14 protein-coding genes are annotated in these 14,403 nt (G+C 47.2%); 7 read left to right on the forward strand and 7 right to left on the reverse strand.

Translation table 11 applies throughout. The features are described 5' to 3' along the window. Positions 1-2: 2 nt before the first annotated feature. Entirely contained in the window at positions 3-872 is an 870-nt protein-coding gene (locus tag PCO85_06175; GenBank protein WJV55006.1) for a queuosine precursor transporter, read from the forward strand. A 55-nt stretch (positions 873-927) separates the two neighbouring features. Further along, positions 928-1,827: an EamA family transporter gene (locus tag PCO85_06180; GenBank protein WJV55007.1), complete on the forward strand. Its 900-nt coding sequence runs from the start codon at positions 928-930 to the stop codon at positions 1,825-1,827. A gap of 86 nt (positions 1,828-1,913) precedes the next feature. Here PCO85_06180 and PCO85_06185 read toward each other — a convergent pair whose 3' ends face one another. Genes PCO85_06185 through PCO85_06200 form a run of 4 tightly spaced genes read right to left on the reverse strand, consistent with a single transcriptional unit; the run spans position 1,914 to position 4,870 of the window. Beyond that, entirely contained in the window at positions 1,914-2,633 is a 720-nt protein-coding gene (locus PCO85_06185; GenBank protein ID WJV55008.1) for a GGDEF domain-containing protein, read from the reverse strand. Between the two features lie 4 nt (positions 2,634-2,637). Then, the gene (locus PCO85_06190) at positions 2,638-3,057 is read right to left on the reverse strand and encodes a DUF1987 domain-containing protein (GenBank protein ID WJV55009.1); all 420 of its coding nucleotides are present in this window, start codon (positions 3,055-3,057) and stop codon (positions 2,638-2,640) included. Between the two features lies 1 nt (position 3,058). Further along, positions 3,059-3,610, reverse strand: a complete 552-nt coding sequence (locus PCO85_06195; protein WJV55010.1) for a SiaB family protein kinase — start codon at positions 3,608-3,610, stop codon at positions 3,059-3,061. A gap of 30 nt (positions 3,611-3,640) precedes the next feature. After that, positions 3,641-4,870, reverse strand: a complete 1,230-nt coding sequence (locus PCO85_06200; protein WJV55011.1) for a SpoIIE family protein phosphatase — start codon at positions 4,868-4,870, stop codon at positions 3,641-3,643. A gap of 679 nt (positions 4,871-5,549) precedes the next feature. Here PCO85_06200 and PCO85_06205 point away from each other — a divergent pair. Beyond that, positions 5,550-6,152 (forward strand): hypothetical protein, encoded by a 603-nt coding sequence (locus tag PCO85_06205; GenBank protein ID WJV55012.1) that lies wholly within the window; start codon positions 5,550-5,552, stop codon positions 6,150-6,152. 110 nt (positions 6,153-6,262) lie between these two features. Here PCO85_06205 and PCO85_06210 read toward each other — a convergent pair whose 3' ends face one another. After that, entirely contained in the window at positions 6,263-7,153 is an 891-nt protein-coding gene (locus PCO85_06210; protein WJV55013.1) for a LysR family transcriptional regulator, read from the reverse strand. A 96-nt stretch (positions 7,154-7,249) separates the two neighbouring features. On the opposite strand from PCO85_06210, the gene PCO85_06215 reads away from it, so the two are divergent. Continuing rightward, positions 7,250-7,783, forward strand: coding sequence for an N-acetyltransferase family protein (locus PCO85_06215; protein WJV55014.1), 534 nt, complete (start codon positions 7,250-7,252; stop codon positions 7,781-7,783). Between the two features lie 62 nt (positions 7,784-7,845). On the opposite strand, the gene PCO85_06220 is transcribed toward PCO85_06215, so the two are convergent. Both PCO85_06220 and PCO85_06225 read right to left on the reverse strand, forming a co-directional pair. Further along, positions 7,846-9,126, reverse strand: a complete 1,281-nt coding sequence (locus PCO85_06220; protein WJV55015.1) for an MFS transporter — start codon at positions 9,124-9,126, stop codon at positions 7,846-7,848. Between the two features lie 8 nt (positions 9,127-9,134). Next, complete coding sequence (locus tag PCO85_06225) at positions 9,135-10,562, reverse strand: M20 family metallopeptidase (GenBank protein WJV55016.1); 1,428 nt, start codon at positions 10,560-10,562, stop codon at positions 9,135-9,137. A gap of 162 nt (positions 10,563-10,724) precedes the next feature. On the opposite strand from PCO85_06225, the gene PCO85_06230 reads away from it, so the two are divergent. From PCO85_06230 to PCO85_06240, 3 genes are all read left to right on the forward strand, one after another. Continuing rightward, positions 10,725-11,657 carry a LysR family transcriptional regulator gene (locus PCO85_06230; GenBank protein WJV55017.1) on the forward strand — a complete coding sequence of 311 codons (933 nt, stop codon included), beginning with the start codon at positions 10,725-10,727 and terminating at the stop codon, positions 11,655-11,657. A gap of 273 nt (positions 11,658-11,930) precedes the next feature. Then, entirely contained in the window at positions 11,931-13,052 is a 1,122-nt protein-coding gene (locus PCO85_06235) for a 5-methyltetrahydropteroyltriglutamate--homocysteine S-methyltransferase (GenBank protein ID WJV55018.1), read from the forward strand. A gap of 254 nt (positions 13,053-13,306) precedes the next feature. Then, positions 13,307-14,356 (forward strand): type II asparaginase, encoded by a 1,050-nt coding sequence (locus PCO85_06240; GenBank protein ID WJV55019.1) that lies wholly within the window; start codon positions 13,307-13,309, stop codon positions 14,354-14,356. The last annotated feature ends 47 nt before the right edge of the window (positions 14,357-14,403 follow it).

Genomic DNA, 14,403 nt, shown 5'->3' on the forward strand with positions numbered 1-14,403 from the left:
ACATGAGGTCGAACAGAAAGTTTAAATTATTAGGTTTTAACTATAGAGGGGGATTTTCAGCCAATATTATGGTGCTGGCCACAGGAGAAACTATCAATATGGATTTAAAGAAACTTGCTGATAGTGAAATATCAGAAGACCTTAGTCGACATGAACTGAATGCCTTATATAAAAATCTCTATCGTGGGAAAGATATTACGACTACTTATGCTATGAGCGATCGTCATGATCGCTCATGGCATGTTTATGTTCTAATCAGTATTGCATTAACGGTTATTCTTATTTTCTCTATTATCGCAGGTGTTAAACCCGTTTATATTCCCATACTGAAGATGATTGTTCCATCTGCGGGATTTGTTTATCCAATTACATTCATTCTAATGGATATTCTTAATGAGTTTTATGGTTTAAAATTGGCCAGACAAACGATTATCATCAGCTTTTTTTTCGTCTTTTTTTTTATATTGGCATTATGGATTACTAGCCTGATCCCGTCACTGCCACAGTGGGAGTACGGCCATACTTATAATGGCATTATTCATAGTATGATGGTCGTATTGGTGGCCTCGTTTCTCGCTTATCTGGTTTCTGAAAACGTTAATTCCTATGTACTGTATAAAATAAAGCTCCTGACCAAATCAAAATATTTGTTTATCCGCGTGATTACCAGTACCGTGATAGCTTCCGCCCTGGACAGTATTATTTTTTGTACCCTGGCATTCTATAATGTACTGAGTTTTGAGATAATCAAAGAGATGATTTTGTCGCAATTCCTGATCAAAGTAGTCTATGCGGTGCTGGGTGTCGGCCCTATTTACGGTGCCGGGAAACTGTTCAGAAGCTATATCAACACCTTTATGGAAAATAACTGATTACACGCATATTCCCGTAATCCGATTCCCTATTGTGGTATTGAGAGAATAATCGATGCTGAATAAACTACACAAAAGCACCCGTGGTTATGCGGAGTTAATGCTACTGGCTGTCGCGGTTATCTGGGGGACAAGCTATGGTGTGGCGAAAGGTGCAATACTATTTTATCCAGTAGCTGGGTTCCTGTTTATCCGGTTTATCATAACATTTGTTTTACTGCTGCCGGTGCTGCGCAATCATTATCGTCAGGCGTTACTGCCGGGTGCTATCCTTGGCCTGCTCTTGCTGGCGATCTTCCTGTGTGAAACCTTCGGTGTCATGTATACCAGCGCCAGTAATGCCGCTTTTCTGATCAGCATGTGTGTGGTACTGACGCCATTTGTCGAGTGGTCCATTTTTCGCCAGCGGCCAGAAACTGCCGTGTTCGTTGCAGTCACATTGTCACTGTGTGGTGCGCTACTGTTAACCCACACAGACGACAATATTGAGGTGAATGTCGGCGATGTATTGGTACTGGGTGCGGCATTGCTACGCGCACTGATGGTCTGTCTGACCAAAAAACTGACGGAGCATCATGATGTTCCCGCGTTGGCGCTTACCGCAGTGCAAACCGGTGTTGTTGCGGGCGGCTCGTTGATCCTGTTGCTTTGTACTCAGCAGGGGATCCCGCCATTACCAACGACCTGGGCGTTTTGGTCAGCGACGTTATATCTGGTGCTGTTTTGCACGATGTTTGCCTTTTTTGCTCAAAACTATGCCGTTCGCAGAATCACCCCAACACGGGCTTCATTATTGATGGGGTCGGAGCCTTTTTTTGGTGCCATATTTGCCACTCTGTGGTTGCAAGAGCGGCTGAGCGTATTTGCATGGTTGGGGGGAGGGATGATTGTCGCATCATCGCTGTGGGCATCGTGGCCCCAGCCGGTCAGGAGAATTTCCATCAGCGAACCATGAGTACAGACCATGAAAACGCAGCCGATGAGCGCGACGCTTTGGCGGGAATATTCGTTCGGCAACGGTGGCGGCTTATTTAACCACCACTATTCTATGATGGCATCGACGCTATATTCGACACGGTTCCTACCCTTATTTTTAGCCCGATACAACGCGTTATCAGCGATGCTGTAGAGTGTGTCAAAGCGAGCTTGAGCCGGTGTCCAACTGATGCCGAAACTGGCGGTTACTTTTCGCTGGGGCAGCAATGGGGTTTGGTTGAGACTGTGATGGATCTGTTCCGCAATAGAGACTGCCTGCATCAGCGTATATTCACTCAACAGAATAGTGAACTCTTCGCCGCCCACGCGGCCAATATAGCCTTGTCCCTGCAATACTTCTCGAATGCGTGAAACCAAATTGCAAATCACAGTGTCGCCGGTGGGATGACCGAATGTATCATTGACCTGTTTGAAATGATCAATATCCAGCACAATCAGCGCGGCTGGTTTCTGTGCCAGCGTTTCGTCGACAAGATCGATAATCGCGCGGCGATTAAAAATATCGGTTAACGGATCATGGGTCGCCTTGTATTCCAACTCGACTGCTAATGTGTGAAGTTGGGTATTAAGGCGTGTAAGTTCCTTTTCGGCACGATCACTGCGGGTAATCAGTCGGTAGGTCTCCCGAACCAGACGCTGGTAATGTTCTGATAACAGCATCAGATTGTCCCGATATATTTCAGCTGGCATATCCAGTTGTGCGGCGACGTGACGTGCTGACAGCAAAATATCATACTCTGGTGTAAACAGTTCATTGGTGCTCATGGTGTTACTCCAAAATATGGCTATGAAATTCAAGTGCCGGGAAATCCAGATGCAGTTCTTGTCCGAATTCTTCTGTAATGTCATCGTCTTGGTCGTGATACCAATGTAGGACAATGGGAAGCCCGTTTTCAGCAGCCTGATTGAGAAGGTTAAATAGGCTGAACAGCATCTTGGTGCTGGAGCTGTTGAAGTAAATCAACGACACATGCACATTGATCTTCTTGTCAAGAAGGATGTCTGTAACCTGTATGGTGGTGAGATAATGCTGAATCCGCGTAATGAGCGGGTTGTAAAACGCCGCCGCATTTTCAGGATAGGACTCACCGGAAAGAGAGAGCTGATGTGTATCAAAATAAAAATCTACGGTTGGCGAGCTTGGCGTGCCAGCAATATGAAGATTCTCTGTCGTTATAGTCTCTGTCATGTTAAATAATTGCCTTTAGATAAAACGTGGGAAACCCCGTTGATTCATCATTCCGAAAGGTGAATTGCAGGGGTTCACTGGCATCGCGTGCAATAGTCAGTAACCCCATATCAGCGCCTTTGCTCTGGGGCGGGGTATCATCACGTAACGAGGCTTTGTAGGCGAGTTTGATTTCTTCGAGCGTCATGTGACGTAGCGGTTCCAGACGCACTCGCAGTTTTTCCATGTCATAGGGATGGACCCGATTGGCACAGAGTAGATAGTATTTCCCTGCTTCATGGCCGATGCATACCAATCCATGCCGCATTTCATTTGGGTGATCAATTGATGTCAGATTAGCGGCTGAATAGCGGATGATGTTCTGAACTATTTCTACAAAACTGGAAAACAATTTGCGGCGAACATTGGCAGGTACCTGTTTTTTTTCCAGTTGCAATTTCACTGTCTCCGCCAGGGAACAGATGATATTTTGTGAAAAGTACCCCACGTAATACAGTGTAAGATCCTGCTGTTGTGTAAGGTCAAAAAAACCGTCGTAATTCGTGTCTGACATATCGTTGAACCACCCAATTGATAATCTCGTTTATTGCCTGAAACCCCAAAATGTCAGATCGTCTCGTCGATATTGTTCGCCTTGCCAGGCGTTATGTTGCTGCATTAACTGGTTGGCCAGTTCATGCATCGGGAGTGTTTGAAAACGCAGCAACAAGTTTTGCAAGCGACGCTTACCAAACATGATCTGTCGTTCATCACCGATCTGATCGGTCAGTCCATCGGTGGTCGTGAAAACAATATCTTGTGGTGCCAGCGTTTGTTGGAACGCTGGCCAAGTGTAGTCATAAGGTGTGTCAGTATACCCAACGCCCATGCGATCGTTCTCAAGCATAGTGATTTCACTATTTCGGGCTTTAAGTATGAAAGCGGGTATGCGCGCACTGGCCCAGTTAAGGGTAGATGAGGCGGTTTCCATAAACATAAGAATGGCGTCGCAGCCATCATTAGAGGAGGGTTTCTGTCCGACATGATTAATCTGCCCCAATGTATCTTTGATGTGGCGATTGATAGTCTGCAATAGCTGTGCGGGTTGTTCCGGTCCATGTAGGGTTAGCGCCATCTCCAGTGCCGAGGCAAAAATCAGTGTCATGAACGCACCAGGAACACCATGACCGGTACAATCCGCCACTACGGCCAGCCAGCCATGAGCATAGGGTTTGAAGTAGTAACAGTCTCCCCCGACACAATCACGCGGTTCCCATATCAGACACCACTCTGCCAACGTTTCAGACATTGCCTGATGTGAGGATGACAGCATCGCTCCCTGGATAACGCTGGCATACTCAATGCTCTGCATGATTTGCCGGTGTTTTTGTGCATGCATATCGGCAACGTTTTTAATTAAGTCAATGCCCACGCCAATGCCGAGATATTGCCCTTGTTCAACGATGATAAACCCATCAGTCAGAAATTTATCGCCGGTAATCACCGCTTTATCTGTTACGTCACTTAAGGAGGCAGAAGCCTCTACTACCAGCGGATTTTTATCCATGAAAGCAATGCAGCTTTTTCTATCGTACAACTCGCGATAGAAAGGACGGGCCATCTGAGAGAGGAAAATATTCCGGTTGATTAATCCGAATGGTCGGCCATTTTCGACCACTGGTAAGCTGACCAGATCTTTATGCTGACCAAAGATCTGTAATACGCTGGCATTTTCCGTAGCCGGAGAAACATCGGGTGTCGTAATACACAAGTCGCGCGCACTGGGAGAATGCACTGAGGGTAACCGTGGCTTCGGGGCAGATAAGGTATGCATGGGTATCTTAACAGTAAGATTATTCTGGATAAAACATAACAACCCTATATGACGAATTCATGACGTTATTCCGCAACTATTGCTTTCTGTGACTGGGTAATAGGGATGGTATGGGTCGGCGAGTCTTGTCGATGTCGTGAGGGGAATAGTGTGAATATTTCTTATAAGCTCAATAATTGAACACTATTATTCCAATTATGTATTAACAAAAAAATTAACATGGCCGATATATTTCATATGCTAGTAACTGTAAGTATTTTTACAAAATAAGTAATAAGCGTTAGTAAATGTAACGGCATGGTACTTTATTCATTTTTTTTTCATAAATTATTTTTATATGGAAAAAGGTTATATGTATTGATGGGGTGGTCAGATTTCTCAATTTCATTCTTTTGCTTGACCGAGTTGTGCGTGAACCACGACTGACAATTGCCACCATCAGAAATATGTGCCCAATAGATTTCGAGTTGCAGGAAGGCGGTAAGCTAAAGCATTCCGATGAGCTCACTCAGGTGAATGATTTGAGGAGTGACAAATCTGCCAGAAGCATACTGCTTACCACGGTCCCTAAGGCGGATTTCAGGAATGGACCGAGTAACTGAACGCAGCCAACGCATCGATAACTTGAAAGATGATGGGTATACAGAGGTTTAATTCAATAGACGAAAGGAGTTACGTCGTGGCTATATCGGGTCTTGAAACACATAGTCAGAATGTAAAGTCTTTTTACCCGCTCATAACAACCATAAGTTCAGTGAGTAAAGGGGATTTATCCTCGGTACCTACAAGTAATGATGCGCTGGCGAACTTATTTACTAACCCTGATGCGAGTACGAAGGTCACGTTATCCCCTGACGGAAAAAATAAGTCAAATGCTTCCAAATTAGCTGAAAGTATTAGTGACTTTCAGGGAAAAACCGCAGAGCAGGAAGTCAGGGACAAACAGGAAAAACAAAGAGAAGGCGTGTCTCCAAAACATTCTCTGGAGATGATGAATGGTATTCCATTGTATGGTGGAACGTTAGTCTCCATGACTAGTTACCCGGATGGTAGTTGGAAAGCGTTTGATGTGTTTACCGGTCAACCGGTGACATCCGAAAATGCCGCACGGATGAATCAGCAAAACAGCAGTAAAAATCTGGATATGTTTACTTTTTATAGCCAGGGGACATATAAAGGCATGTCTGCTGCTGAAATCTACGAAAAGATACAACAGATGCTGAGTATGGAGTCTGACGGTATGACCTGGAAAGTCATCGGTTCATCGGATCTCTTCCCTTAAACCGGTTAAGCGTGAGGATATGCTGAACGTCCGGTATGATGCTTTCCGGTTACGCCACTAACTGAGGTTGGGTGTTTTTTTATTTTTTCGAATCACTGCCTTGTTTCTATTTATTTTGCCAGGGCAGTTTTTTCAAGACGGTTAAGCACAATTTTTAATACTTTATTCAGTAACTTGTCCTGTCGTAGGACAATACTTAGTGTGCGGCTGAGTGGTGGTGTTAGCGCATGGGCGCAGACACCACGCCGTAATAATTCGGGTGTCACGGCTATGCGGGGAATAATGCTGTATCCCAATCCAGCGACCACCATTTCCTTGATAGCTTCAATACTGCCCAACTCCATCACCGGAACGTTTTTTTCCCCCGAGGCACTGAACCAGTCATCAATCAGACTGCGGGTACTGCTGCCTGATTCAAATACAATTAAGGGTAAACGATTCAGTGTCGCGGCATCGAAAAGGAGGGCTGTGGCACAGTCTTTACTTAATATCGCGACGAATTCATCTTCCAGTAAGGGTGAGATAACAAGATTTCGTCCGCTAGCCGGCATTGTGACCAACGCGGCATCAATCTGATTATCTGCCACGGCTTTGACAATGTCCCGTGTATTGCCGGTGCGAATGCCGACAGTAATTCGCGGATAATCTTGTCGAAGTTCACGAAGCAGGGGGGGCATCAGATGAATGCAAGCTGTGGCGCCAGTCCCCAGTACCACACTGCCGATGGCATCCTGTGAATAATCAGCCATGGCCTGTTGTACATCATCGAGTACAACCCTGACTCGTTCAGCTTGTGCCAGTAGTGTTTCTCCCGCCGGGGTCGGGCGGAGTTTTTTTCCGGCACGTTCCACCAGTCGCAATCCAAAATAGTGCTCTAACTGACGAACCTGTAGGCTGACTGCCGGTTGTGTCAGCCCGAGAATATCTCCGGCGGCTGAAAAACTGCTTTCCCGCACAACAATGGCAAATGTTGCCAACAGATCCGGATTCAACCTGGCCATAGCAAAGTTTCCTTTATACCGTGTATAAGTTTCAGGCTCTATTCACCAGAAAATGAAAGTTTTACTCTCATTGCTAAACATCAATAAGGAATATGCATGAGCCCGGTCGTTATTGAAGAAGCTAAAGATCATCACATCGCTGCGATTCAGACGATATATAGCCATCATGTTCTGCATGGTATCGCAACCTTTGAGACAGAACCTCCCGATATTGCCGAAATGCAGGCTCGTCTCAGGAATGTCCGCGCTGAAAAGCTACCCTGGCTGGTGGCGTTGCGAGACAATCTGGTGATTGGCTATTGTTATCTCTCGCTGTATCGCACACGTCGGGCATACCGTTTTACCGTGGAAGATTCAGTCTATATTCATCCTGATGGCCAAGGGCAAGGTGTCGGGAAAAAGCTCCTGTCGACGGCACTGACATTGGCGGAAAGCCAGGGTTACCGGCAGATGATTTCTGTAATAGGAAATAGCGAAAACCATGCTTCGCTGAGATTGCATCAATCTCTGGGCTTTGAAATGGTTGGCACATTGCGTTCAGTTGGCATGAAACATGGACGCTGGGTGGATACGGTATTACTTCAGCGAGCGCTGGGTGCCAGCGATACCACATTACCGGATGAAGCCTGATAAACACCATGCGCCACCGGCGACGCATGGTGTTGCAGTCCGTTGCGTCAATTATCGAGACATCAGTGATGGGTCTGCTGTGTTTTCCACAAGGCAGTCACACTCAGTAATGCCACTATCATCAGGTAATAGCTGGGGGCCAGGCTGCTACCGGTTGCACTGATCAGCAGTGTGCAGATAAACGGTGCGAAGCCGCCAAAGACCGTTACGGAGACGTTATAGCTGATGGCCATGCCGCTGGCACGGGTAGATACCGGAAACAGGTCTGCCATCATGGAAGGAACGGCAGAGAAATAAACCGACTTCAGTAGCGCCATCCAAGCGACCACGATGATGAGAGATAGTGGCGAAAGGTATTTTGTCATCAGCCAGAATGCCGGATAGATGGTGATGATAAGTAACAGCAGTGCCACCCACATAAGCGGCAGACGGCCGATTTTTTCTGCCCACAGTCCCATCAAAGGTGTGACAACGGTCAGGATAATACCGGCGATCAGTGTGGCGCTGAATGCGGTAGTCGAGGCCAGATGCAATGTCTTGGTGGCATATGTTGGTACATAATTCAGCATGTAATTGATGGCGGTTGAAATCACCATCAAACCGATAGCGGTAAAAAACAGGCTCTTCTGACGGGTGAAAATCGTTTTTACCGGCGTGGCGTTTTTTTCCGCCTGTTGGAAACTGTCCGGCTCATGAATGTGCCGGCGAATGTACAACCCAACCGGCCCGATCATTAATCCGAAAGCGAAAGGAATACGCCATCCCCAGTCCTGAATCTGCGTTTCGCTCAGAAATTGTGATAATCCCAGGCCGAACGCTGACGCCAACAAAGTGCTGGCGCCCTGGGTAGCAAACTGCCAACTGGCAATAAAGGCCCGGCGCTCGGGAAAGTGCTCAACCAGAAAGGCGGTAGAACTGCCGAATTCTCCACCCGCAGAGAAACCCTGAATCAGGCGGGCCAGGATAATCAGGATGGGGGCCGCCAGGCCAATCGCCGCGTAGGTTGGCATAAATGTAATGATAGCGCCGCCCAGTAGCATCAGGCTGATGGAGAGCAGCAAGGACGCTTTGCGTCCGGCGCGATCGGCATAGGCACCCAGCACCACAGCGCCCAGTGGACGAATCAGAAACGCTATACCAAAACTGCCGAAGGTCAGTAGCAAGGAGACTGCCGAATCTTGGGTCGGGAAAAATGCGTGGGCAATATAAATGGCGAAAAAACCATACACTGCGATATCAAACCACTCCAACGCGTTACCGATGCACGTGGCAAACAGCGTTTTGTACAGACTGGGACGGAGCGTTGCAGCGGGTGAATCAAGCTGGCTGGATAATGTACTCATGGTTCACCTCAGCGAATGTCAGAAGATGCGCGGTGCGCACGGTGTCTGGCCAAAATATCGTTTCCCTGTTCCCCTAGTTGCCAGAACAGCCTGGTCATTATCTGTAGCCCTTCCCGGGCGACGGAGATCAGCATATGTTCGTCCACGGCGTGCTGACCGCAGGCAGGATATGAATGCGGGATCCATAATGTCGGTAACCCAAGGATATCGGCAAAAACTTCATTGGGCAGAGAACCACCGAGGTTAGGTAATAGTGCCGGTTTTTTATCGCTGCTCTGACGCATGATATCCAGTGTCCAGTTCACCAGTGGGTCGGTTGGATCCAACCGGGTGGCAGGTGTGCCTCGGACTTCTGAAATATCAACCATGGTAAATCCCTGGGCATCCAGATGGTGCCGAAGATGCTGGGCCAGATTCCGCCAGTCGGTTCCGATCACAAAACGTAGTTGGCAGACAGCCGTGGCGTGCCCGGGGATAGCATTCATGGGGCGCTGTGGATTTCCTGTCAAGAAGGCCAGTATTTCCAAGGTGTTCCAGCCGAATAGTCGTTCGGATGCTGTTAATCCTGCTTCTCCCCATTGACTATCGATATCAGGATCGGTGGCATTGCCACCTGGGGTAATATCGCTGAGGATATCCCGCAATGCGGGAGTCAAATGTGGTGGCTTCAGTGCTTCAACTTGCAATTGACCCTGTTGGTTTACCAGACTGGCGATAGCGTTGGCTAACTGAGTTCCGGGATTGCTTAACAAGCCTCCCCAGTTACCAGAGTGGTAGTCTTTGTTGCGGGCATGAATACTCAAACGGAAATTGATGCAGCCGCGGGATCCGAGAAATAACGTAGGGCGTTCTGCATTTAGACGCGGACCATCGGAGGCAATAAATATATCCGCTTGCAACTGTTCTCGATATTGCTGGCAGACTTCAGCTAATCCAGGGGAGCTGATTTCCTCCCCCATTTCAAAAATCCATTTGCAGTTAAAGCCTAACCGTCCACCACGCGCTTGGTAAACCTGTTCTAGTGCAGTGAAATTGATGGAGTGCTGGCCTTTGTTATCTGCGCTGCCCCGTCCGTACCAACGGTCACCGTCTTCAGTCAATTGCCACGGAGAACGACCGTTGCTCCAGTTTTCATCATCACCGAACACCACATCCCCATGACCGTAGCAAAGCAGTGTGGGAAGAGCGGTGTTTTCGGTTCGAGTCGCCAGCAGAAAAGGGCGATGGGTGGCTTGCGGGTTATCTACCTGGTGCAGTTCAAAACCCATAGTTTGCAATGTGGGTATGATTTCAGCATTGAGATAATGGTACAGCGCCTCGTTACGATCGTGGCGCTGGCTTTCGGTGGCGATGGCAACGCGCCGTGCCAGTATCTGTTTAAAATTTCCGCTATCAAAAAAGTCCAGTGCTTGTCTTACGGCTTGTTCAACGGTCATGGTTACCCTGTCTTGTCATGCCTTATGGGGCTGTTTGGTTTTTTTAATGTTTATTGGTTTCTAAACCAAAACTCAGCCTTGCCACAATAATAATAATTGCAAGCAAGCATTGCTTTTAATATAAATCTCTTTGCACAAAAAAGAGGCGGACTGGGGATTCTCATGCACAGTAGTGAAATACGTTATTTTCTGGCTGTCGCGAATATGGGTTCGTTAAGTGCGGCCAGCCAGCAATTGTTCGTGGCGGTTTCCGCCATTAGCCGGCAGATTCAGAAGTTGGAAACGCGGATTGGTGTACCGCTGTTCGAGCGTCATGCCCGCGGTATGGTTTTGACCGATGCCGGGCAGATTCTGGAAAACCATGTGCGCAAAAGCCTGATGGATATGGACTATGCCATCGCTGAAATTCAAGGATTGAAGGCGGTACGGCGTACGTTTGTGCGCGTTGCCTGTACTGATGGCATGGCATTTGATCTGCTGCCAGGATTGTTTGCCCGTTTCCGGCAATCAACACCGTCAGTGACGTTTCACTTGGTGGTGGGTTCCGCTATGCAGGTTTCAGAAATGGTGCGTAATGGTGAATGTGATATCGCCTTGCAGTTTTGTCTGGCGCCAGAACGAGGTGTTGAGGTTATCGCCGTCTATCCCGCACCAGTTTTGCTGCTGATGAGGGACGAACATCCGCTGGCACGGAAAAAAATACACATGGAGGATCTGCATGAATTCCCGCTAGCGCTTTCACATTCGGGCACCACTATTCGCCAACTATTTGATCTGTCATGTCGGATGAGCGGGACATTTCTTGAACCCACGCTTAGCTGTAACAATTTCTCCGCTCTTTACTACTTCACATTACAGACTCCGAATGCCATTACCGCTTGTAGCCATTTTTCCGTGTTGTATCGGGCGCGAGAAGATAATTTGACGTTGAAATCGGTGGACAGTGAGCAGCTTAGCCAGCGAACACTCCAGGTACAAACCATGGCCGGAAAGCATCGCTCGGTAGCACTGAGTTATTTTATCGATTTTCTTACCGATGAACTGCGTCGGGAAAACGAAAGGTTTTTACGGAATATAGCCCTGAACGCATGTTAATCGCGATTGGTACGGTTACCGCGCCCGAAAAGATAATAATTACAGCTTAAAATGAAAATTTAAATAAGATTTCGAAAATAATGATTAGATATAGTTATTTGAGCTTTACCATTTAAATATGTTACCCGCTATCGTAGGCATGTGGTATGTACCTGAAAACGATGCATGTTAGCCGTTATATTGTGAGATTCGCATTATCGTGATGGTGTTGAGTTAAAAAATAGCGCATTGATGCGCTGACAGTGGCTTGTTAATGAAAAGGATGAAGTTGGCATGAGCCGTACAGTAAAAAAAAACTACCCCCCCTTTCATGCCGATCATGTCGGCAGTTTCCTACAACCTTCTCGTTTGAAACAAGCGCGTGCTGAATGGGAACAAGGTAGGTTGTCTCGCGACAAACTGACTGAAATTGAAGATGAAGAAGTTCTGCGGGTAGTGGAAAACCAGAAAGCGTGTGGCCTGCGGGCGATTACTGATGGTGAACTCAGGCGTTCCTGGTGGCATTTTGATTTTTTTGACCATTTACAAGGTCTTGAAAGCTATAACGATACGGGTGGTGAATCTTTTAATACTGTTCAGCCACGTACTCATCATATCCGTGTGGTGGATAAAATTGATTTTGATGTTTCACATCCTTTTCTGGAACATTACCGTTTTTTGCATAAAGCCGTTGGTATTGATGGTCGGAGTCTGGCAAAGCAAACGTTGCCGAGTCCCACCATGTTGATGCATTCCTGCATCCGGGAGAATACATTTTACACGTCACTGGAAGCCTACAGCGACGATTTGGCCAATGCCTATCGTAAGGCGATTCTGGCTTTTTATGATGCGGGCTGTCGTTATCTACAGCTGGATGACGTTTTCTTGGCCTATCTCTTTGATCTACGGGAGAGGGAAAAAGAGCAGGAAGCGGGTATCGATCTCCAGTATCTGCTGGATATCTGTGTCCGGACTCTTAATCTGGTGCTGGAAGTGCGGCCTGAGGATATGTACATCAGTATGCATATTTGCCGCGGAAGTGCGATGCCTTCCTGGATTTACCAGGACGGCTATGACGCCATTGGTTATGTGATAGCCAGTGTGAATGTTAATGGCCTGTTTCTGGAGTATGACGATGATTATTCCGGTAGCCTGGAGTTATTGCGACATATTACCCATCAAAAGGTGGTGCTGGGTGTTGTCACTCCCCACAAAGGCGAACTGGAAGATTCGGCAGCGATAAAAATGGCGGTTAACACTGATTCGCTTTATGTGCCTTTACAACAACTGGCGCTTGGTCCGCTATGTGGTTTTTCCTCGACTCACGGAGAGGCGCTGTTAACGGAGGAACAGCAGTGGGCGAAGTTACGTCATATTGTCAATATCGCGCAAGAGGTGTGGACGATGCCTGATTAATCGTGAGTCATCTGGTTTTACGTCCTGGCGATAATAGGAAGACTGAGTTTTCTAAACTTTGACCATTCAGTGACTTAGCTCTCCAGTTAGCAATCATCAGCTATACAGATTAGTAGTGCTGGAGCAAGATAAGCGTCGATGCTGATACATTCAATCAGCAGTATGGATATACCGAAAATAAAAAACAGACAAATCACCTTCCCAGAATTCTGGTTGACTGGTTTGTCGCTCTGACATATGAGTTGGAATATGTTATGGAAAAATTGTTTAAAACTCTCTCTGTAATTCTTGTCCTCTGTTTTTCTTTCATGGTCAACGCGGCAGAAAAACTGCCGAACATTGTTATCCTGGCAACAGGCGGTACTATCGCCGGGTCTGCGGCCACTAATACGCAGACTACGGGTTATAAAGCTGGTGCATTAGGGGTTGATGTCCTGATTAATGCGGTGCCAGAACTAAAAACGATGGCAAATATAAAAGGAGAGCAAATCTCCAACATCGGTAGTGAAAATATGACCAGTGACGTGTTGCTTAAACTGAGTCACCGGGTTAATGAACTATTGGCGCGTGACGATGTGGATGGTGTCGTGATCACCCACGGTACAGACACGCTGGAAGCGTCGTCGTATTTTCTCAATCTGACCGTGAAAAGCGATAAACCCGTTGTGTTTGCAGCGTCCATGCGTCCGGCAACGGCCATGAGTGCCGATGGCCCGATGAACTTGTTTGAAGCAGTGGAAGTCGCGGCAGACAAGAATTCACGTGGTCGTGGTGTGATGGTGGTACTCAATGATCGTATCGGTTCTGCACGTTTTATCAGCAAGACCAATGCTTCTACACTGGATACCTTTAAAGCGCCGGAAGAGGGTTATCTGGGCGTGATTATTGGTGGTCATATCTACTATCAGAATCGACTGGACAAAATCCATACCACTCGTTCTGTATTCGATGTGACGCATCTGAAATCGCTGCCGAAAGTGGATATTATCTATGGCTATCAGGACGACCCGGAATACATGTATGACAGCGCTATTGCGCATGGCGTGAAGGGGATTGTCTACGCTGGCATGGGCGCGGGATCCGTTTCCAAACGTAGTGACGCTGGTATTCGTAAATCTGAAAGTAAAGGTATTATCGTGGTTCGTTCCACCCGGACTGGCAATGGTATTGTGCCACCGGATGCTAACCAGCCCGGCCTGGTTTCTGATTCACTTAACCCAGCCAAGTCTCGTATTCTGCTGATGCTGGCATTGACTAAAACCACGAATCCGGCAGTGATTCAGGAATATTTCCACACCTATTGATTGCCGCTGATTTGTATTGTCCAACCCTGCTTTTAGGCGGGGTTTTT

This window comes from Prodigiosinella aquatilis, assembly GCA_030388725.1.
Classification (GTDB): Bacteria; Pseudomonadota; Gammaproteobacteria; order Enterobacterales; family Enterobacteriaceae; genus Prodigiosinella; species Prodigiosinella aquatilis.